General features: G+C 49.9%; 16 protein-coding genes. 8 read left to right on the forward strand and 8 right to left on the reverse strand.

Features of this window, described 5'->3' with window-relative positions:
* Window positions 1-24: 24 nt before the first annotated feature.
* Entirely contained in the window at window positions 25-693 is a 669-nt protein-coding gene (petB, locus tag QGP82_RS02535; RefSeq protein WP_163660526.1) for a cytochrome b6, read from the reverse strand.
* 391 nt (window positions 694-1084) lie between these two features.
* On the opposite strand from petB, the gene ctpA reads away from it, so the two are divergent.
* Window positions 1085-2332 (forward strand): carboxyl-terminal processing protease CtpA, encoded by a 1248-nt coding sequence (ctpA, locus tag QGP82_RS02540; protein WP_490793027.1) that lies wholly within the window; start codon window positions 1085-1087, stop codon window positions 2330-2332.
* A 4-nt stretch (window positions 2333-2336) separates the two neighbouring features.
* Window positions 2337-3617: an HD domain-containing protein gene (locus tag QGP82_RS02545; protein WP_499056929.1), complete on the forward strand. Its 1281-nt coding sequence runs from the start codon at window positions 2337-2339 to the stop codon at window positions 3615-3617.
* A gap of 107 nt (window positions 3618-3724) precedes the next feature.
* Here QGP82_RS02545 and QGP82_RS02550 read toward each other — a convergent pair whose 3' ends face one another.
* A complete protein-coding gene (locus QGP82_RS02550; RefSeq protein WP_499056930.1) occupies window positions 3725-4477 on the reverse strand; it encodes an MBL fold metallo-hydrolase in 753 nt (250 codons plus the stop codon).
* Window positions 4478-4641: 164 nt separating this feature from the next.
* Between QGP82_RS02550 and QGP82_RS02555 the strand changes: the two genes are divergently transcribed.
* Together QGP82_RS02555 and QGP82_RS02560 are read left to right on the forward strand one after the other, a co-directional pair.
* On the forward strand, window positions 4642-6006 hold the full coding sequence (locus QGP82_RS02555; protein ID WP_348917888.1) for a site-2 protease family protein: 1365 nt from the start codon (window positions 4642-4644) through the stop codon (window positions 6004-6006).
* Window positions 6007-6209: 203 nt separating this feature from the next.
* The gene (locus tag QGP82_RS02560) at window positions 6210-6689 is read left to right on the forward strand and encodes a hypothetical protein (protein ID WP_163660536.1); all 480 of its coding nucleotides are present in this window, start codon (window positions 6210-6212) and stop codon (window positions 6687-6689) included.
* A 138-nt stretch (window positions 6690-6827) separates the two neighbouring features.
* On the opposite strand, the gene QGP82_RS02565 is transcribed toward QGP82_RS02560, so the two are convergent.
* Both QGP82_RS02565 and QGP82_RS02570 read right to left on the reverse strand, forming a co-directional pair.
* Window positions 6828-7766 (reverse strand): phosphodiester glycosidase family protein, encoded by a 939-nt coding sequence (locus QGP82_RS02565; protein WP_499056932.1) that lies wholly within the window; start codon window positions 7764-7766, stop codon window positions 6828-6830.
* The gene (locus QGP82_RS02570) at window positions 7753-8745 is read right to left on the reverse strand and encodes a glycosyltransferase (protein ID WP_163660538.1); all 993 of its coding nucleotides are present in this window, start codon (window positions 8743-8745) and stop codon (window positions 7753-7755) included. The genes QGP82_RS02565 and QGP82_RS02570 overlap by 14 nt, the downstream gene beginning before the upstream one ends.
* 355 nt (window positions 8746-9100) lie before the next feature.
* Between QGP82_RS02570 and QGP82_RS02575 the strand changes: the two genes are divergently transcribed.
* From QGP82_RS02575 to QGP82_RS02585, 3 genes are all read left to right on the forward strand, one after another.
* Window positions 9101-10099 (forward strand): glycosyltransferase family 2 protein, encoded by a 999-nt coding sequence (locus tag QGP82_RS02575; protein WP_250564707.1) that lies wholly within the window; start codon window positions 9101-9103, stop codon window positions 10097-10099.
* A gap of 153 nt (window positions 10100-10252) precedes the next feature.
* Entirely contained in the window at window positions 10253-11476 is a 1224-nt protein-coding gene (locus QGP82_RS02580) for a glycosyltransferase family 4 protein (RefSeq protein ID WP_163660540.1), read from the forward strand.
* 38 nt (window positions 11477-11514) lie between these two features.
* Window positions 11515-13725: a hypothetical protein gene (locus QGP82_RS02585; RefSeq protein ID WP_499056935.1), complete on the forward strand. Its 2211-nt coding sequence runs from the start codon at window positions 11515-11517 to the stop codon at window positions 13723-13725.
* Here QGP82_RS02585 and QGP82_RS02590 read toward each other — a convergent pair.
* The 4 genes from QGP82_RS02590 to ligA form a co-directional block, all read right to left on the reverse strand.
* Window positions 13704-14918, reverse strand: coding sequence for an EAL domain-containing protein (locus QGP82_RS02590; protein ID WP_163660544.1), 1215 nt, complete (start codon window positions 14916-14918; stop codon window positions 13704-13706). The two genes, QGP82_RS02585 and QGP82_RS02590, sit on opposite strands and share 22 nt — an antisense overlap.
* Before the next feature lie 152 nt (window positions 14919-15070).
* The gene (truB, locus tag QGP82_RS02595; RefSeq protein WP_163660546.1) at window positions 15071-15970 is read right to left on the reverse strand and encodes a tRNA pseudouridine(55) synthase TruB; all 900 of its coding nucleotides are present in this window, start codon (window positions 15968-15970) and stop codon (window positions 15071-15073) included.
* 48 nt (window positions 15971-16018) lie between these two features.
* Complete coding sequence (locus QGP82_RS02600) at window positions 16019-17863, reverse strand: alpha/beta hydrolase (protein WP_499056939.1); 1845 nt, start codon at window positions 17861-17863, stop codon at window positions 16019-16021.
* A 44-nt stretch (window positions 17864-17907) separates the two neighbouring features.
* Window positions 17908-19959, reverse strand: coding sequence for an NAD-dependent DNA ligase LigA (ligA, locus tag QGP82_RS02605; RefSeq protein ID WP_163660549.1), 2052 nt, complete (start codon window positions 19957-19959; stop codon window positions 17908-17910).
* 420 nt (window positions 19960-20379) lie between these two features.
* Here ligA and QGP82_RS02610 point away from each other — a divergent pair, with 420 nt between their 5' ends.
* Window positions 20380-21591 (forward strand): MFS transporter, encoded by a 1212-nt coding sequence (locus QGP82_RS02610; RefSeq protein WP_499056943.1) that lies wholly within the window; start codon window positions 20380-20382, stop codon window positions 21589-21591.
* Window positions 21592-21615: the final 24 nt, after the last annotated feature.

Here is a 21615-nt window from a genome sequence, read left to right on the forward strand (position 1 = left end):
GACCAAGGTCAAGCTACTAATCCCTTACAAGGGACCAGAAATACCTTGCTTACGAATCATCAAAAAGTGAGTCAACATAAACACGGCCATCAGCCAAGGCAACACAAATGTGTGAAGGCTGTAGAAACGAGTCAGAGTTGACTGACCAACGCTCTCGCCACCGCGAATAAACTCAACCATCAAACCACCCACAACAGGAATCGCACTAGGTACACCAGATACGATCTTTACAGCCCAGTAACCAACCTGGTCCCAAGGCAAAGAATAACCTGTCACACCAAAGGAAACAGTGATAGTGGCCATGATGACACCAGTCACCCAAGTCAATTCACGGGGATTTTTGAAACCGCCAGTGAGGTAAACCCGAAAAACGTGGAGAATCATCATCAACACCATCATGCTGGCAGACCAGCGGTGGATGGAGCGAATCAACCAACCAAAACTAACATCAGTCATTAAGTACTGAACTGAATTAAACGCTTCTACTACAGTTGGCTTGTAGTAAAAGGTCATTGCGAAGCCAGTCGCAAACTGAATGATGAAGCAAACGAGGGTGATACCGCCAAGGCAATAGAAGATATTGACGTGAGGCGGTACATACTTACTGGAGATATCATCGGCGAGAGCCTGAATCTCAAGGCGCTCATTAAACCACTGGTAGGCCTTAGAGTCGGTGACTTGCTTAGTAAACATGAAGCGCGGATATAAAATTAGATCTATGCCGTTACTAAAAAATGTAACACAACCAACCTTTAGAAACCGCCTATCTTGAAACTTTCAAGCTATGTAGCGACCATCGACTAGCTGTTGTAACTGGCTCTAGACGAGGAAATGGGCAAAGATATTCTCTCGTTGCGACGGGCTCAAAAGCAAGTTGCATTTGCTTAGGGTTATTTACAAAACTTAACCATTTGCCAGCGAACATACAGATGTCCATGAATTCCTGTCATGGAAGATGGGAGGAACACAGTATTCTGAGGAAGCCGCTATGCTGCTAAAAGGGACGATTAATGCTGTCCTAGGAGCTTAACAATAGAATTTCCTTTTCAGTTAAGCAACGGTATTGTTTGAGCTGTGGTGAAGAATGAGAAAAACTGGGCTGCTGCATGTAGTTCTTTTAAGAGGCATCTGTGCGATCTGTATCGCAATAGTTCTGAGTTTCGGGGTTGCGCCTCTACCAGCACTTGCTTTTACAGAGCAACAGAAGCTGGTTATGGAAGTTTGGCGCATCGTCAATCGGGCCTATTTAGATGAGACCTTTAACCATCAGAATTGGTGGTTTACCCGTGAGAAAGCTCTGAAGCGTCCAATTAATAACTGGGAAGATGCCTACAAAGAAGCGCAGTCGATGCTCCAGAAATTAGATGACCCTTACACCCGCTTCTTACCCCCTGAGCAATATCAAAGCTTACAGACCAATACCTCTGGAGAGCTATTGGGTGTCGGTTTACAGATCGCCAAGGACGATGAAAACCAGAACTTGCGCGTGATTGCTCCCATCGTTGGCTCTCCTGCTGAACGGGCGGGGTTATCACCGAGGGATGAAATTATTGCTATCAATGGCATATCAACCCAATCATTTTCCCTTGATGAGGCAGCTGCACGCATGCGGGGACCAGCGGGAACTATTGTCACCTTAAAGATTGAACGTTCTGGCGTTACACCCTTCGAGGTGAACCTAACTCGTGAGCGCATTAATCTGAATCCCGTTTTCTCAGAATTACGTTTTGAACAAGGCAATCAAGTTGGCTATATTCGTTTGGGACAGTTTAACGGTAATGCCGTTGAAGATATCCGAGCCGCAATCACCCGCCTAGAGCAGCAACAGGCTAATGGCTACATTCTGGACTTACGGAATAATCCAGGTGGTCTATTGCAAGCAGGTATTGATATTGCCAGACTCTGGTTGGATGAGGGCACAATTGTTTATACCGTTAACCGCCAAGGGATATTGGAAAGCTTTGAAGCTGGGGCTGGAGCTATGACTCAAAAACCGCTGATCTTACTGGTCAATGGAGGCACCGCCAGTGCCAGTGAAATCTTAGCGGGAGCGCTTCAAGATAATCATCGAGCCCTGTTAGTAGGGGAAACTACATTTGGCAAAGGTCTGATTCAGTCTTTATTTGATTTGAGCCATGGGTCTGGGCTAGCTGTGACGGTGGCAAAATATGAGACCCCTGACCATCACGATATTAATAAGCTAGGGATTACCCCCGACCGCACAGTGACTAACGAGCCGATCACCCCAGATCAAGTTGCCACAACCAAGGATGTTCAATATAAAGCGGCTGTTGAAACGTTAATGGAATCGATCATGCCATCCTTAACCTAAGACCGTGCCGCTCAAAACCCGTACGTATCATGATCCGCTCCATGGCGCTATCACTCTCGATAGGGCTGACCCGGTAGAAGCATTATTGATTGAGCTGATCGATACGTCACCTTTTCAGCGGCTGCGACGCATCCGGCAACTTGGGCCTGCTAGCCTCACATTTCATGGTGCAGAAAGTTCACGGTTCACCCATTCGCTAGGGGTTATGGCCATTGCCCGCCGTGCATTTGACCGACTGGCAGCTATCTATCCAGAGTTGATGGTTCATCGCGCAGCAGTTTTGTGCGCAGCGTTGCTCCATGATGTCGGTCATGGTCCGTTTAGTCATACGACGGAGGAAGTGTTTGGCGGTCACCATGAGCATTGGACCCGACGCATTCTGAAACAGGCTCCAGAGGTGCGTAGGCGCTTGGATGAGTTCTCACCCAAGTTACGTTGCGACATTGATGCAATTTATCAGCACCAGCATCCCGTACCTTGTGTGTGGCAGTTAGTGTCGAGTCAGTTGGATTGCGATCGCATCGACTACCTGATGCGTGACAGCTATTTTACGGGAGCTTCCTATGGCCAGCTAGATCTTGACCGCATCATTTTAGCTCTAGACTACGATCCAGCCAGTCAGCAGCTAATTGTGGTTAAAAAGGGTCTAGGGGCAATCGAACACTACCTGGTGGTGCGCTACTTTATGTACGCCCATATCTATAATCACCCCAAAAATTTAGTCGCCACTTGGGTTTTAGAGCAGACAATTAGGCGGGCTAAAGCCCTCCTAACCACAAGCACCCTGGAAGCAGACAACACTATGACTGCCTGGTTAAGCTGTGACGTTGATGAGCTGCCCCTAGAGCAGTATTTAGCCCAAGACGACTATGTGTTGTCCTACCACCTACAGCGTTGGCAAACCCACAAGGACCCGATCCTGGCCGACCTCTGTCAACAATTTGTGAATCGTCGACTGCCCAAAGCGACGGAAATTAGCCAATACACCTATGCACAACAGGCAGAAATATTATCGATAGCACAGCATCAGGTCTACGGTACCGTACCAGACCCTAAAATCTATTTGAGTCTGCACCACATCAGTAATCGAGGCTATACCCTTTATCAGCGGGGGATTAAACTGAAAACCGCTGAAGGCTTGGTCGCTATTAGTCAGCTGTCGCCCCTGGTACAAACCCTAATTCAGCCTTGCCAACGCACCTGGTTACTGCATCCAGCAGATCTACCTGTGGATGACATTTTGGAGACGTTTAAACCGGTGATTGGGGGTAGTGGGGAGGAGTGATAGTTTTTAGTTCTGGGTTATTCGTTCACGGCCTGCATCTTGTTTTCCTTCATGGTGTTTACTGTGGTCTAACGACCATTCACTAAGGGATAGCAACCAAGAACTCACTAAAGTAGTACCTGACTCTTCGCCAATTCTTGCAAATCTAAACCAGCTAATTTGTTGTAGGCATCATCGATAAACTGCTTACCGCGAAGGAAACCAATATTAGCTCCTGGACAGATATAGCTCAGGGTTTGAGGGGTAAATTCATCTAGCAGTCGCTGCACATGCTTGAGCTGACGGGGCCAATGAAATGTTTTGGAAACCCGGAGCGGGGTAGCACCGCCCTGGCGCGTTGGTAGGACATGACGCCCGCTAAACAGAATGCCACCTTGGTCTGCATTGTAAAGACATGCGGATCCGGGAGAATGACCGGGAGTCCAAAGGAGTTTATGACGAGGTGTCAGCGTTAGCGCTTGATGAAATGTGCGAGTTTCTATCTGGGGAAGTAGGTAAGCCTCTTGCTCCTGTAGGACAACATCACAGCCAAATTGAGATTGCCAATCACGGACATGGCTACTGCCGCCACGGTGAGTAATGACCAACCACTGTAGCCCCCCTTGCTCAGCAATAAAGTTCAAGTTTGTATCTGTCAAAGCGGGACAGTCCACTAGAATGTTGCTTCTTGCGACAGAGTTGCTGTCTGGCGTCGGCGCATACGTGATCAAATAAGCTGTCCCCCCTAAGGTTTCACGGTTGGGTGGAAACGCGTAAACATTAGTATCCGCGCCAAATACCGACCGGGGTAGCTTTGTGATCGATCGAGCTGTTTCGCTAGTTGTAGGGCTGTTGTCCAAGTTTATTGTTGAAGTAGACACCAAAAGCTCCCAAAAAAGCCATCATCTCTCACCCTAGGGCCCTGCCTGGTATGGTAATTCAGAGTCCTGGTAAGGGGGCGGATTGTGGGTTTATGACATTTGTACTGTTATCGATATTACTGGGAATCTTGACCTACTTGGTCATTCGTCGAGGCGTAGCGACTATGACACGCTCCCCAGTTTGGCTATTGTGGCTGATTATTATGACACCCATTTTAGCTCTGACAGCCTGGGTTCTAAAGCATGGCAGATATGCCCCACCTAATATTTTCATACTAGGCCTATTTATTGTTTGCCCCCTGATATACATGTGGGTAGTCCTATTGGGTCGACGTCCATCGGCACAGCGCCCATCAACACTACCGCCTCATCGACCAGCACCAGCACCGCCAATGCTCATGGAACGAGAGGAAGAAGAGCGTTTGAGGTCATGTTTTCCGTGGTCTATTTATTTTTTACAGAAGATTGAACATCGCCAACAGATGATGATCTGCCATGGGCGACTGAAAGCGACACCAGCCGTTGCCCATAGCACTGTGCAGCAAAATGTGCGATCGCAATTTGGCCATCAGTTCTTGGTGGTTTTGCAGGAAGAACGTAATGGTGATCCTGTCTTCACCCTGGTCCCTAATCGAGAACCCGCCAATTCATCAAAAGACAGCGGCTGGCGGCTCTCGATTCTACTGTTTATTTTGACCCTGGGCACCACCACATTGGCAGGGTTGCTGCTAGTGGGCGATCTATCTATCCCAGAGCTGCTATCGCAGCCAGCGCTGTTGGTTAAAGGCCTGGGCTATAGCCTCGCGGTGATGATGATTTTGGCTGTGCGAGAACTGGCCCACTATGCCATGGCTCGCCGTCACCATATTCCGGCTTCCGCACCGTTTTTTATTCCAGTCCCCTATTTTCTCGGCACCATTGGCGCTTTTGTGCGGATCAAAGCACCCGCCCCCAACCGTCGCGCTCTATTTGACTTGGGCGTAGCAGGCCCGCTGGCTGGATTTCTGGTCAGCCTACCCATCGTGATTTGGGGATTAGCCCACTCACAGATGGTCGAGTTAACCGAGGAATCAGGTCTGTTTAACTTTCAGTCCTTAGACCCAAAGGGTTCAATCTTGCTGGTGCTGCTGAGTAAGTTAGCTTTGGGTAGTGATTTTCAGATAGATACGGCTCTTTATCTGCATTCGGTTGCGATCGCAGGCTGTTTAGGCTTGGTATTAACGGCTCTCAACTTAATGCCTGTAGGCCAGTTAGATGGTGGCCACATTGTCCATGCCATGTATGGTCGCTGGAGTGGAGCTGCCATTGGCAACATTACTCGAATCTTGGTAGCCGCCATGGCATTTATCCAACCCGCCTACTTACTGTGGGCACTGCTACTCATATTTATGTCTAGCCGAGACGAACCAGCGCTTGACGATGTCAGCGAACTCAATGGCGTGCGCGATGCCTTAGGTCTCATAGCCATGGTGATTTTAGTACTGATTGTGCTGCCAATGCCTCAGACCATCAGTGAGCACCTCCTGTAAAGCTGATGCCAGCATGCAAATGAAGCCGTTAAAAAAAATTAGCTAATCCTAGCTTGCAGGAGAACACCACAGATTGGGGGCTTTCAACGTAAAGAACACTTATCCATAAGTTCATGATGGATTTCCGTACATCACGGCACTACGGCTGTAAACGTAACAAGTGCAATCAAACGTAACAAGTGCAATCAATTGACCCAGCCCCGATGCCATCATCTTCCCCAGCACCTAAACCGACAGCAAATTTTTTCACATCAGCTTTGCTGCTATTTGGCGGTAGCTTTGGCGGTACTCACCTAACCGCTTTGGTCGCTCCTTATTCTCAATGGAGTGGCGTTGTCGGTTTTCTCATGTTCCCAATTGCCTTTATGACCGGTATGCAGATGTGGCCTTGGATAGATCGTCGCGTAGAACGTATTCGTTCAATCCCAAATCGAGTTAGAAAGATCAAACCGATTGCATCTCGCCGCTCCAAGGGGATCATCGGCCCATGGAGTTTTGTCATTACATCTATAGCGACGTCTATTTTGTCCGGTCTAATTCTCACCCCACCCGCCATGCAAATTGTGGTTGACCCAGGGTACAGAGTATTGATTACTGCGGGAGCAATATACGGAATCATCTGCTGGATACTGATTCAACTCGGCTACCTACAGCAGGCTAATGTGTACCCCAAGGATTCATAATACAAATCCTGGCAATCCCCGATATTGCAGGGCAATCAGGGATGGTAAGGCAATCCCCGATTGCCCCTACGGGATGGCTTATTTCTAATCGAGTTTACTGGATTCGGATTGGGTATAGGGTATAGGTTCTTAGTCCAGTTAATTCTGGTCAGACCGGGGCAACAGCAGTACAGATTTAACCGGTCGCTGGATAGTTTGACCGTTTTGATCGAGACGTCCGTAATAGGTTTGAGCCAAACCATCAGCCGTCATCCCTGGCCATGCCACATGTAACGATGATGAGCTTCCCCCATCTAGATTCAACGCTTTCTCAACCTTCCAGATGGCCATAATATCGGCTAGCTCCGCTAAGGTCATCCCGCCACCTGGTTCTATCTGTGCCACCATCACCCAAACGACAGTGCCGTCTTGCTGGATACCAACGGCACTACGGGCATTACGCTGCTGAGTACCGATGGCATCACGCATTAATCGACCATCAGCATAGTCCGTAAATCCTTCGGCTTGAGCAGTATCCGGGAAAAGCTGTGGCCCTGCGCCAAGGGAGCTGTGCAACACGCAGGCTTTAGGAAGCGAGGCATTGTGGAACGTAATGTCATAGCGAATATCACCACCACAGTCATAGCGGCGAAACTCAGAGCGGTTAAGAATTTGCTCCATATAAATCGCCAGATCAGGGTTATCTATTAACCGTCGATTATTGCGAGGATCTGCAGCTAGAGTGCTGTCTACGGTAATGAAGGACGTGGTCTGAGCATTCTGAGGGTCAAAAAAACCACCATTGATCACAGCCCATGCTTCGGTGTCAGCGGCGAACGTTTCCACCGTTTTCAACTGCTCACTCACAGCCACCTCCACCGGATAGTCAGGTGGAATAGTCACCACATGGAAACGGGCTATGGGCGCATTATCATCAGGCCAGTTTTGTATGATGAGTTCGGGTTGCAAAATTGCTAAACGCTCTGATATCTGAGGGGGTGCGATCGGTTCTTGCGGTGCCGCACACTGGGTCAGACTGCATAGCGACAGCACCATGGATAGCTTTAATCCTAACCCCTGTTTTTTATCCAGCTGCATTGCGAACACGCTCACTGTAATCATCAGGTCGCAGCTGTCGAAACCCTTGAAACGCTAGCTGACGCAGGCCTGCGGGAAGATAGGACAACACCTTACCCACCTTCGCCTTCATAGACAGGGGACCCTGGGCAGCCAGTTCTTGCATCAGCTGACGCCCACGTTGGGTTTCTCCTTTTTCGATCAGCCTCATGGCGAGAACTTGCTTAAGACCGTCGAGCTTAGACCGACGGATTATTTCTAATTTAGGACGGTCAGTAAAGCGATAACTTTCTAAACAAAAAAGCTTAGCGGAGAGAAAATGAATATCCTGTTTCAAACTGGTTTGCCCCCCATGAAAACGGTATTCCATCAGTCGCTCAGGGATAAAGTAGCCGATTTTACCGATGGTCGCTAGCCGCACCAATAAGTCAAAGTCCTCGCAACCATCAGCCTCAAAGCGCATAAAGTCCACTTCACTGAGGCAATCTCGACGAAAAAGCGTAGATCCTACCTGCAAACTTTGGTGAACAAAGGTTTCTGTGAGTATGTCATCGATGATGGCCTCTGTCAGCCGATCTTTACCCCATTTAGCAGAGTTAGCTGCTGTTGCGACTTCGTCTCGCTGATTGCGGGCATTGATCACCCAGTGATCGGTACAGACAAAATCCACACTGGGCTGGCTTTCCATCACCGCAACCGTGCGTTCTAAAAAGGTGGGGGTGAGGGCATCATCATCATCAAATTTAATGAAATAGTCTCCTTGGGCCGCTTCATAACCTGAACGCATGTTACGACTGCGTTTGATATTTTGTGGATGGCGAATATAACGAATACGCGGGTCATTCCACTGAGCCACCACCTCAGCCGTATTATCGGAGGAGGCATCATCACAGATGATAAGCTCAAAGTCGCAATAGGTTTGATTCAGGACGCTGGTGACAGCATAGGGCAAGATTTTGGCCCGGTTGTAGGTGGGGATACAAACACTAACTTTAGACACGACGGTATAGGTTTGATATAGGAGTTACAGATAGCGATTGCTGATGTAGGGGATGAACCGGTTTAGACCCCTTGCTATTTGACGGTAGCTCACAACTCAAGCCCTCTCGAGGATCAGCAAGGCCATAGATATATTGGCTAGTTTACTGACCCGTGAGCCCACTTAATGTCAGTAAGGATTACATAAAGATGCTCTACACCTTATGTATTGGTTTGTGTGAACTGCCAGAATTGGTTCAGTTTATGGGCTCAGTTTATAAATGAGCAGTCCCAAAGGAACGAGCAGTCTATGTTAATTCTCGACACATTGGTGGCAAAACTACCTGTAGATGTCGCTATAGATTAGTTGAGAACCAATGCCCCAAGCTTTTATGGTTGCCAACGAAATACCTGCCCAACCCAGTCCATTTTTGCCAACGGTTTCAGTGATTGTGCCCATTTACAATGGCGAAACCGATTTACCAGGTTTGATTGAGTGTCTACTAGGACAAACCTATCCGGCAGATCGGGTGGAATATTTGTTGGTGGATAATGGTAGTTGCGATCGCACCCCCGATATTCTCAAAGACGCCGTCACCCAGGCAGAATCCATCGAAATCTCCCTCAGGCATCTCAGTGAGACTGAAATCCAAAGTGCCTACGCCGCCCGCAACACCGGCATCCGTGCAGCAACCGGGGAGATTTTAGCCTTTACCGATGCCGACTGTTATCCTGCGGCCACCTGGCTCGAAAACTTAGTGCAGGGATTTAAAGACAGCGCTGTTGGTCTTTGTGTCGGAGAAATCACGGCTCTACCTGGCAATACCTGGCTCGAACGCTACGCCGAGCGCAAGAACATCATGTCGCAGCAGGACACCCTCAACCACTCGTTTTGTCCCTATGGTCAAACAGCCAATATTGCTGTGCGAGCCTGTGCATTTGAAAAAATCGGATTATTTCGCCCGTATATGACCACTGGGGGGGACGCCGATATTTGCTGGCGACTACAGCGAGATGGAGGTTGGCAACTGCACTATGCCAAAACTGCTGTAGTACAGCATCATCACCGTACCACCCTGAAAGAGCTGCGCAAACAATGGTATCGCTATGGACGCTCTAATCGATACCTGAACCAGATCCACGGCATTAAGCTCACTCGTCCATTAATGGCCCACGAGGTCCGTTACTCCTTAGCTCGTTGGGTCGCCAAGGAACTTCCTGTAGGTTTAGTGAAACTAATTACAGGTAAAGCCGATCTGATCGACTTAGCCATGACTCCCATTGGACTGTACTGCTTCCATGCTCGCACCCTAGGTCAGCGAGAGTCGAAACTGCCAGACAATGCTGAGGAAATTGCCTGGTTGAAAAGTGATTAGGTTCTTAGGTCCTGGTTATTAGTTCTTAGGTTTGAATTTTGAATGTTGGATCATTATTTGTCTTGATTTCCCTCAAGAAGGGACCGTCACGAGGACCTCATAACTTAATAACTTCAAAACTCAAAATTCCCCATTACTCAATCCCTAACCCCAATGCGTCTGCTCGTCCTTTCCCTTAACACCTTTCCCTATCCCCCCAGTCACGGTGCGGCTGAGGTTCGTACATTTAATTTACTCAGGCAAATTGGACCGCTACATGACATTACCCTAGTGGCCCATAAGACCCAGAATGCCACTGCAGAAAACATTCATACCTTGAAAACATGGGTCAAGGACATCAAACTATTTCCAGTGCCTGATAAAAAAGATCCTGGTCAGGATCGAAATCCGCTGAAGCAGGCTCTGCGTCTGGCTCAGTTTTTCATTACCGGCACACCGCCCAGCGTCACGTTTCGGTTTTCGCCAGAGGTTTACACTTGGGTGACGCAACAGGTGGAGGGCGGAGACTATGACGCCGTTGTTTGTGAGCATGGTGTCAATGAAATGTACGTGCACCCTAAGCTGCGTGAGCGGGTAAAGACGGTAGCGGATATCCATAGCTCTGTCTACGGCTGGGTGCTTGATCATTTGGAGGCAGGCGCATCGGAAAATACCCTACGCGATCGCTTGTATCTGCCCCTTTTGGCCCGTTATGAAAAACGGTACTGTGCAAAATTCACCCACCTGGTAGTCACCACACCGAACGATCGCAAACATATTCAAAGCTTGATACCAGACGCCAACATCAATATTGTTTCGACGGGTGTTGATCTAGAGACATCCCCCTATCGCTCCCATGACCCCGGTGGTCAATCTTTGATTTTTATCGGAGCAATGGATTCGTCTCACAATATCGACGCAGCCTGCTATTTTGCCCAGACAATTTTTCCCCTAGTGAGGCAGCGCTATCCTGAGGCCACGTTAAGTCTCGTGGGCACCCGGCCTGTCCCCGCCGTTAAAGAATTGGACAGTATCCCTGGTGTGACGGTCACGGGTCGGGTGCCGTCTATTACAGAATGTCTACAGCAGTCGACGGTCAGTGTAGTGCCGCTGCGGGCAGGCATCGGCATTAAAACCAAGACGCTGGAATCCATGGCCGTAGGGGTGCCGGTGGTGGGTAGCGATCGCGGTCTTGAGGGCATGGCAGTAGATGTTGAGGGGGTACCGCTACGAGCCCTGCGGGCCAACCAGCCAGAAGACTATGTAAAGGCCATCGGTCAATTATTTGAAGATGCTGCATTGCGTCAAACATTATCCGCGAATGCACGTCAGATGATTGAAGCTGAATTTAACTGGGAAAGCCTCGGGCAAAAATACGCACAAGTGCTATCCTCCTAGAGACTATTTGGTCTTGCTGCTCTGATGACAACATCCCTATGGGTCTGAGCAAATCAAATCCACCCACCGCTCAGGTAAAGCTTTTGGTGAGTCCAACGACGGGGCGTATTCCCTGGTCGTTGTTAAGCTGGCTGGCCTTAGGCAGCGGTGGATCTTTATTGGTGGCGATGATTTTATCAGGTGCCAAACTGATTGTTGACCCCTATAGTCCAAACTGGCTAAAGACGGCGTTCCCTGGGTTAGTCAATACCTTTGAGGCAGCTCCCCAGACAGCAGATGAGATTCAGGCGGAGATGCGGGCTCAAAACATTACCCATGGCCAACCCATTGCCTGGCCTAGAGCCGATCAGCCCAAAGCCTGGTTCTATCCAATCTTGAATAGCGACGACAAAACTATTCAAGAACTATGGGTGTATCGCGTTCAGAACGATCAGCTCCAACGGGTTGAACAGGTCAAGATTCGCCCCATGAAAGAATCGTTTATCACGACACCGCTGGTGGGTACAGCGTCTCAGGTAGCTAGCGTAGATAGTGACGCCTCTTTATCATCTGTGCAGCCCATGGCTGGCAAAGCAGCGAATGAGCCTTGGTTGTTATTGGAGGGACAGCGCCGTTACGGCAATACCGTCATGCGATACGGCCAGATTTTAAGCTATCAGTCCCACGCTCAACGCTTGCATCGATTGTTGAACTGGTCGAGTCCAGCGGGTCAACCACCCCAATGGAAAAACGGAGACACCGGAAAACAGCTAATTGTTGACCAAACCGTTGGCCTACGACCCAGTTTTTTGCTGTATCAGCTCGTTCCCAACGATCCACCCCGGCTACAGGAAGTCTCCCTCTATCGTTCAGTGTATGAGCAAGATTTGAGTACCTCTCTCTATGACAAAGCTCTAAAACTGGCGCAAGGATCTGTCTGGTCCCATAGTCTCCAGATGATGGAATCTGCCAAGGCAACCTTGGGACACGATTGGTCAGCCGAGGCTCAAGCACAGCTTGACTTAATTCAGCTGCACGCTACACGCACCAAAGCTCAAACAGACCAAACCTTATCAAGCCAGCAGCAGCATATTCTGGCTTATCTGATTGATGGCCAGTGGGATAAGGCTCTCAGCACGTTAGAAAACAACCCAGCCATTTATGGTCCTACGCTAAAACGATTAGAACGGGATTTTGATGCCCTCTGGCGTGGGGTCACCACACATCTACAAGTCCATCCCAAGGATGTGACAACGCAGATTTGGGGAGCGTTATTAGTAACGTCTCGCCAATCGCCAGAAGCCGGGGAAGAATGGCTACAGAAAAAGACACGTTCAAAAGCTACGCTGGAGCGCCTACAGGCGCTGGGAGGTCAAAAGTTTGCTGAAAATATTGCGCTGATCAACGGCTACTCAGACACCAACACATCCACAGCATCTTTGCCTGCGACCAATGAGCCAGGGCGCTACACCAGCTTGATTGGCCAAGCAACCGCTGTGGGTGCACCGGGGCATGGGTGGTTGCGATCGCAAACCCTGCCGACTCTGGCCCCTGGACAAAGCTGGTATCACATCAATGTGCAACTGCTTCAAGACAACACAGGTTGGGGACGCCCCCCCGTAGCCATCACAGCTACTAACATGTGGGCAGAATCCGTAGCCATTCGCAGACAGTTGCAATTATTTAGTGGCAATCGGCATGTTGCCGGAGTCACCGTTCATGGCGTCCAAACCACTGGATCAAGGCTTACCTTTTTAGCCAGTGGCCCCAAAATAAATGGTTCTACATTAGTAACTACGCCCAACAGTCTGCAATGGCTTACCACGCTACCGTGGCAAACAGCACCAACACCGCCTGTCGAAAGCCGTAACGCGACAAACGAGTCTTCAGTTGATGACGCAGAGTCGACACAGTTCCCCCAGACAGATTTCCATCAAACCGATACTCTAACTCTAATGGCAGAGGCCATCAGTCGTCAGTTAGGCCTGACATTTGAACAGACAGCGCAGCTTTATCCTCACCTGCAATATATCAGGATGGACTTAATGGGCGACCGAACCGCTGAGCATATCTTTACCATGGGTCCTGGCGTGCCCTCCGAGCTCGGACTCTTCCCAGGTAAAGTCATGATTTTGTCTGACAATGGCAAACTACTCTACAGTGATGTGGGTCAGCAACGCTCCTTGCTGGCCATCACAGGCAAAACCATCAACAAACCCGCAACACTCTTAGTAGAACAAGCAGGTCGCTACGATTTGATTGGATTTTGAACCCGTTCTTGCACCAGTAGCTGCTGTACCTCAGCAAAAGGCAAAGGTTTCCCAAAGAAATAGCCTTGACCAATATCACACCCAGACCGCTGCAGCACCTGAAGTTGTTCCTGGGTTTCAATCCCTTCCACAACCGTCTGCATACCTAAGCCATGGGCCATGGTGAGCATACTTTCCAATAACACCTGCGTCCGTGGATTGGTCAGAATTTCTTGAACAAAGGCCCGATCAATTTTGAAGCCATCCACTTCAAAACGAGTGAGATAGTTCAGGCTTGAGAAGCCAGTACCAAAATCATCCAAGGCAATATGGAACCCGGCTTGCCGACAGGTCTGGAGACTTTCAAGGGCAACGGGATCTTCCATAAATACCCGCTCTGTCACTTCAAGCTTGACCTGGGATGGATGCAGTCCATATTGCTCCACAATAAGTTGCAATGCCGCTAAAAAGTCGTCTTCAGCTAACTGTCGAGGGGCCACATTGATACTCATAAACAATTGTCTGTCTGGACAAGACTTTTGCAGCTGCACCAAATCACGACAGGACTGTTGCAACGTTTGCTGACCAATGGGAATAATCAAGGACGTTTCTTCGGCAATACTGGTGAATTCCCCAGGAGACACATGGCCCCGCGTAGGGCTAAACCAACGGATCAAAGCTTCAAAACCAAGGATCCGACGAGTTTGAATATCAACCAAGGGCTGATAGTGAGGTCGTAGCTGCTGATTCTCCAACGCCGCTCGTAATTCCGATTCCAGACGTATTTTGTCCAGAACCTCATCATTGTCCGATGGCGCTTGCTGTAGGCCTGTTGCCACTTTGGGATACCCAGATAACGTCACTTGAGGCGTGCTACGAATCCGGTGAAGCAGCGTGGTCACCAAGAGCTGGACAATGGGGTCTGCCCCTTGAATGCGTTCTGAAATTTGACGGCTCGAAATGGCAACACACACCGTCTCTTCAATCGCTTTGGCTGATGCAGAGCGTGGTGCCGTGTCCATGACGGCCATTTCCCCCAAGACATCACCACTCGTCAGAATACGTAAGGGAAACGCTTGACCATCAACACTGACTGCAACCTCTACCCTGCCTGACTCGATGATGTAAGCAGAATCTCCAGGATCACCCTCAGAAAAAATGACTTCCCCCACCTTGAAGTGCTTAAGCGCAGAAGAAGGATCCCAGTTAGACATGGACGTCTTACCCAGTGAACGACAAATTAGCTAGTAAAAATCACGGGGATGCACATTTAAAGGACACATCTAAGCTTTATTTGGTTTCCCTAATATCTACATGTTCTGTATGACGACTACAGATAATCACTGAAATTAAAACTGATGCGTCGTCAAGAAGGTTGCACAAACACCATTTTGGGAACTAAATGAGGCTGATCGTCTTTAATCCGGAAGACACCCACACCCAAAAATGGACAGGCTTCAGTAATGACACGTAAAGGCTTTTCCAACTCAATGGTCGGTTCCCTGGGCACACGCTGCCCTAAACACCACCGACGACCTAATTCAAGGGGGAGTGTTATTTCGGGCAAATGTCCCATGGCCACCGCCGGAGTGATTAATTGAAGTTGCTCTAGTTGCTCATTTAACTGTTCAAAGGAAATACTGGTATCTAAATTAAAGCCGCTACTTTGCGTACGTAATAACGAAGACAGGGTGCCGCCTACCCCGAGACACTGTCCTAAATCCCTGGCAATTGAACGAATGTAGGTGCCGGCTCCACAGGCAATGTCTAAGGTGATAGTTGGGCTTTCACCGGGTTGCCAGTTCACAACATTAATGGAGTGCACGACCACATGACGACAGGGCACATCGATGGTGGCGGCTTTGCCCTGTCGCGCTAAGTCGTACAGCCGCTGACCATTAACATGCACAGCACTGTACATTGGCGGAATTTGCTGAATTTCTCCTTGGAAATTAGCCAATTGCTCGGTGACAGCAGACAGGCTCAAATGGGCCGCTGACGTCTGAGTTAACACAGCTCCCTCTAAATCATCTGTATCAGTGGTGGTGCCCAACTGGACAACGGCTCGGTATGCTTTATCATCAGGCAGGTATTGCAGCAGCCGTGTTGCTCGGCCCACGGCAACGGGCAGCACCCCTATTGCTGCCGGGTCTAACGTGCCGGCATGGCCAATCTTTTTAGTCTGGAGCAGACGACGTAGCTTGGCGACACAGTCGTGGGATGTCCACCCAGTAGGTTTATGGAGATTAAGAAAGCCGTCGGGCATAGGCTGATGGCAGACAATGGGCAATTCACAGCAGCTATCCTATCAGGGCTACTGGGTAGACGGATTAGACAATACAGGCTGTGGTTCCTCTAAGATCACCTCGGTGACGGGGGGTGCTGTGGTTGCGGGGTCTGTCACGGGTGCATCCATCACGGGTACATCCGGAGGCAACGGCTCTCCCCCAGGTGATTCAATGGAGTCTGTTGCTGATCGGGGAGGCCCCCCTAATTGATCGGCCAAGGTGGGACCGGTGAGTTCTTGTACCAAGGTCAGTTGAATTGGCTCCTCATTGAGCTGAGCGATGCCGTCCGCCGTCAGTAAATCTGCATAGGTCATATCTCCACTCAGATGCTGAGTCAAAAAGGCCAGGCTTGATGCCTCTAAGTAATCTTGCGCTAGCTCTGGTTCAGGGCCAAGGATCTCGCTCGGTAAGTCAAAGGCTTCGCTGCCAGTTTCAGTCATGGCAATGGTAGAAAAATGGGTGCCCTGGCGCATGAGCATGAGATAACGCTCGGGCTGGGTAAGCCAGGTAAAGGGAACCAACTGTTCTTGCAAAGCAGGGGCAACGGTATCAGCTCCGCTGGCAAAAAGCATGGTGGGGGTGGTGACTTGCCCCATGCTTTCTTCACCAAAAAGGACGCTGGTGATGGGGTTGATTGCGATCGCAGCCCGCACCCGACCATCCTGCAATGACAACATGGTTTCACTGGGCTCAGCTAGCTGTCCTGCCTGGCACTGCAGCAATAGCGACACATTTAGCGACAGTGAACTGGGGGGACAGCTTTCCCGAAGTATTTCAAAATCAAGGGCAGCACCCGCTAACGCCAAGGCTGTATAGCCACCAAAAGACTGGCCCACTAGTCCCACTTCAGCAAAGTTGATCAAGCTACCAAATTGACTTGCCTCACGCTCTAAGTAATTAAGCAGGGCAGAAATTTGTCGTGGCCGTTCAATAAACTCTTCATTGGCCACAACATCTGCCGATTGGCCCACCAACAGCGCATTAATTTGCTCAGCATTACTGCCAGGATGTTCTACATTGACCACAACAAAGCCATGGGATGCTAAATGACGTCCCAGGTAGGCATAGGATGTACGATCATTCCCCAAACCGTGGGAAATAATCACCGTGGGACGATTGCGCTGGCGCTGACCTTGTAATGTGGGCAAATAGATATCCGCCGGAATCGGCGCATTGCCTGACAATCTTTGCCGTTCCACCTGATAGCGTCCAGGCTGTCGCGCCTGATTCGCCAAAGCCAGTAAACGCACCTGGTCTGCTTCTGAAAGATTACCGGTAGGAGCCCCCAAACGCTCTAGTAAAGCAATGGATGCATCGGTTTCATAAATCGCTCGATTAATCTCACGCAACAGCCCCAGTCCCCGATCTAACTCGATGCGCATTTCTGGGGATGGAAACCGACGAATCGCATTTAAGAGAGTGAGGCCTTCATCTTCATCGGAAACAGCAACTAAAATTGCTCCCCGTAAGGCACGTAGATCGCTGCGCCGGGCCTCTGTGCGAATAAAATCAGCAGCAATATTTAAGAGATACTCTCCCTGCTTCGTGTAGAAGAATCGATCGAGCAGCACCACATCTACATTGATGGTGGCAATGTCTTCTTCCACACGCCAGGTCAGGGCTTGTCTAACTTCGTCGATGTCATAGTCATCGGGTAAAAATCTTGCATAGTAGGCAAGATCGTCACTGAGCACACCGTCCTCAACCAACTGCTCCAAATCAGCCAGCTCAATGGAACGCTCAATCGGACCAAACGCAAATGTGATTCGGTCCGCCGCTTGACTAGGGATAGCCGCCACCAACACGGCTCCCATGCCCAGGGTTAGACGTTGTAGGCCCTTTATTGCAGCTGATAAGCACACTCGTTTCATGGATAACCTTGTATTCGCAGCCAGACAAAACCCCAAAAAACTAGTTATGAGGATGCCGTTTGTTGTAGCAACGTCAGCAAATCATCTTCACTCAAACGTTGAATACCCAGTTTTTCGGCCTTAGCAAGCTTTGATCCGGCATCTACACCGACCACAACATAGCTTGTTTTAGAACTTACGGATCCGGTCACTTTACCGCCACTTTCCTCAATTTTGGCCTTTGCTTCCTTACGGCTTAGAGTGGGCAAAGTGCCAGTCAGGACAAAAGTTTTTCCCATCATAGGCAGATCGGTAGGCTCGTCTGATGGTGGTGCCCCCTCTAGCTGTACCCCAATTTTTTTGTCTTTTAGTCGCGTGATCAGGCTCTTATTAGCCTCTGCCTGAAACCATTCATAAACTGAATAGGCAATTTCCGGACCAATGCCGTAAACCGACTCAATTTCTTCAGGAGGAGCCGTAGCCAATAGATCTACGGTGTAGAATTGCTTGGCTAGAAGTTGGGCGTTCACCGCGCCCACATGTCGAATCCCTAATCCAAACAGCACCCTAGCCCAGGGCTGGGATTTAGAGGCAGCGATCGCATCTACTAGATTCTGAGCGCTCTTTTGCCCCATACGTTCTAGGGACAAAAGTTCTTCCACCGTAAGCTCATACAAATCAGCAACGGAGCTAACAAGATTCTGCGCCAGAAGTTGCTGTATCCATTTTTCACCCAGACCAGCGATATCTAGGGCCTGGCGACTAGCCCAATGAATCAAGTCACCCCGAACAATTGCAGGACAAGACGGATTGATACAGCGAGTTACCGCCTCATTGACTGGCCGCACCAATGTTTCACCACATTCAGGACAGTGGGTGGGTAACTGACAAAGCTGTGCTCCTTCTGGTCTTAGGTCTGACAAAACCCGCACTACCTCAGGAATAATTTCACCGGCTTTGCGAACGATCACTGTGTCGCCCTTATGCAAATTAAGCTCGGCCAGACGATCGGCATTGTGCAATGTTGCGCGGGACACAGTCGTGCCCGCTAGCTGTACAGGGGCCAACTCAGCCACCGGCGTAACGGCACCAGTCCGCCCTATTTGCACCGTCATATCCTGCAAAATCGTGGGAACTTCCTCGGCAGGGTATTTAAGAGCAATGGCCCAGCGGGGAAACTTTTGGGTGAACCCTAATCGTTCCTGCAAGGGTAAGTCATTCAGTTTCACGACGACACCATCGGTCAGATAGGGCAGCTGGGTACGGGCCTCGTCCCACTGGTCATAAAACTGGGCAACGTCTGCGGCGGTGGGGCAAAGCTTACGGTTGGGGTTGACCTTAAATCCAAGGGTCTGGAGTGCCGCCAAGGAGTCTTCTTGGGTTTGGGGTAACGTCAGCCCACCTTCGCCCTCAGGCAGTAGTAACGTATAGGCAAAAAAGTCGAGACGCCGCTGAGCCACCACCCGAGAATCTAGCTGGCGCAGTGTCCCCGCTGCAGCATTGCGGGGATTTGCAAACAGGGCTTCTCCATTAGCCTGACGATCGGCGTTAATGCGATCAAAAACATCGTTGGGAATAAAGGCTTCCCCCCGAACTTCGACACGGGGGGGTGGGTTGTCAATTTGTAGCCGCAGGGGAATCGAACGAATGGTGCGAATATTTTGCGTGATGTCTTCCCCGCTGATGCCGTCGCCTCGGGTTACCCCCCGAGTCAGCAAACCCTTTTCATAGGTCAGGGCCAGAGCATTGCCATCAATCTTGAGTTCGGCAACCACAGCGGCTGAGTCTATGTCGGGGGTTTGCCGCTGCCAGCGACCTTCCCATTGCCGATATTCGTCAATATCGAAGGCATTCTCGAGGCTGTATAGCGGAATGTTGTGCTCAAGCGCCGTAAACTGGCTGGCTGGCCGTTCACCCACCCTCTGGGTCGGGCTATCGGGCGTAACCAATTCTGGATACTGGGTTTCTAAGTCTTGTAGTTCGCGGTAAAGGCGATCGTAAACTTCGTCAGGCAGGTCAGGTGCATCCAGAACGTAGTAGGCATAGCTTGCTTTTTGAAGTTGCGATCGCAACTCCTGAGCCCGCTGCCACCGATCCACTGGAACTGTTTCTGCCATATCTATTTAAAGTCCTGAATTAATTGAAAACCTACCCGCATAGGCCCACTGAATTCTACCCGAGGAAATCCCTAAAAACGAGATTATCGACCACTAGCTTACTGACAGCACTTTTCGCGCAAATTGTTTTAACCTAGCCACCCCAACAGCGCTCCCCGTTTGCATAACGCCCCCCACCGTCGCCGAAAGTGACGATGGCAGATGAGTTTGATGACAATGAATGTAACGATGGGAGGTAGCCAAATATGGTTAGTGCTGTTGATCAAGGACAACAACTGTGAAATTAGTGTGATGAAATAGGTGACCATTCAGGAATGAAAGCGTCTTGCTTTACATGTCTTTCTACATAGATAGCAGCTATGCAAGCAGTCTTGTGACCATCAGTTGTATAAATCAGAATTGCCCCCCTTTAAACCAGTAGTGACGCTTTTTCCTAACCTTGATATCCGCCTCTGGATTTTGGCTGCTGGTCGATTACTCTCTCAGCTGGGCATTGGGTTTACCCTGTTTTACGCACCGCTGTTTTTTGCTGACGATGTGGGCCTATCAGCCACCGCCATTGGCCTGGGGCTAGGCAGCCAGTCCCTATCAGGCATGATCGGCCGCTTTGCTGGGGGCTCCATGGCAGATTCTCCTCAATGGGGCAGACGACGCACCTTATTGATATCGGCAGCTATCTCGGCTGTGGCCGATGGCTGCTTTGTGATCACCCACGACTTTATCGGCTTTGTCATTGCCAATCTACTGATGGGGTTGGGGGTAGGACTATATTGGCCTGCCACCGAAGCTGTCGTAGCAGATTTGACCACTGAAAACAATCGAAACGAAGCGTTTGCCATTGTGCGCTTGGCAGATAGCCTGGGGTTAAGTGCGGGTGTGGTCATCGGTGGCGCTATGATTGCCGCTTTTCAGGCCTACCGCTTGTTGTTTGCCCTAGACGGCATCACCTTTATCGTGTTTTATGCCGTCATCGCAATTGCCATTGCCGAAACCCTGAACACAAAAACTACTGGGGGCAATTTTTGGCAGGGGTGGCAGGTAGCTATTTGCGATCGCACCCTCCAAATCTATGTCGTCGTCAATTGCCTATTCACCCTCTACCTCTCTCAATCCCAAAGCACCCTACCCCTCTATCTCAATCGCTTTACCGGCCTTGATAACCACGCAGCGGTCGGTGGTATTTTCACCTGGGCCATTGTGCTCACCGCCCTTTGCCAACTGCCCATGGTTCGTTGGCTCAAACGGTTTACTCAGCCCCATGCCCTGATGATTGCCTTAGGATTTTGGGGAGTCACCTTTTTCAGCACCTGGTTAGTCGGTCAGCAGCTAATTACACCATCAATCTTTGTCGTCATAGGTCTAACGGCGATGGCGCTTGGCACCGTAGCCTACACCCCAATTGCCTCAGCCCTGGTAGTGGGCATTGCCCCCAATGCCCTACGCGGGGTCTACTTATCAGTGAACTCCATGTGTTGGGCCGTTGGTTATTTAATTGGTCCCCCCTTAGGCGGCTGGGCCTTAGACCATGCCATGGCCCATCAATTTTGGCTGTGGTTAATGTTCAGTACCCTAGGCGGCATCATAATTTTGCGCACGCTGCAACTACAGATGCAGCCACAAAACTCTCACTAATCTTTATCTCACCAATCGTTAACC

Origin of the sequence: Leptothoe sp. LEGE 181152 (assembly GCF_032906605.1) — a bacterium.
Taxonomy (GTDB): Bacteria; Cyanobacteriota; Cyanobacteriia; order Phormidesmidales; family Phormidesmidaceae; genus Leptothoe; species Leptothoe turfae.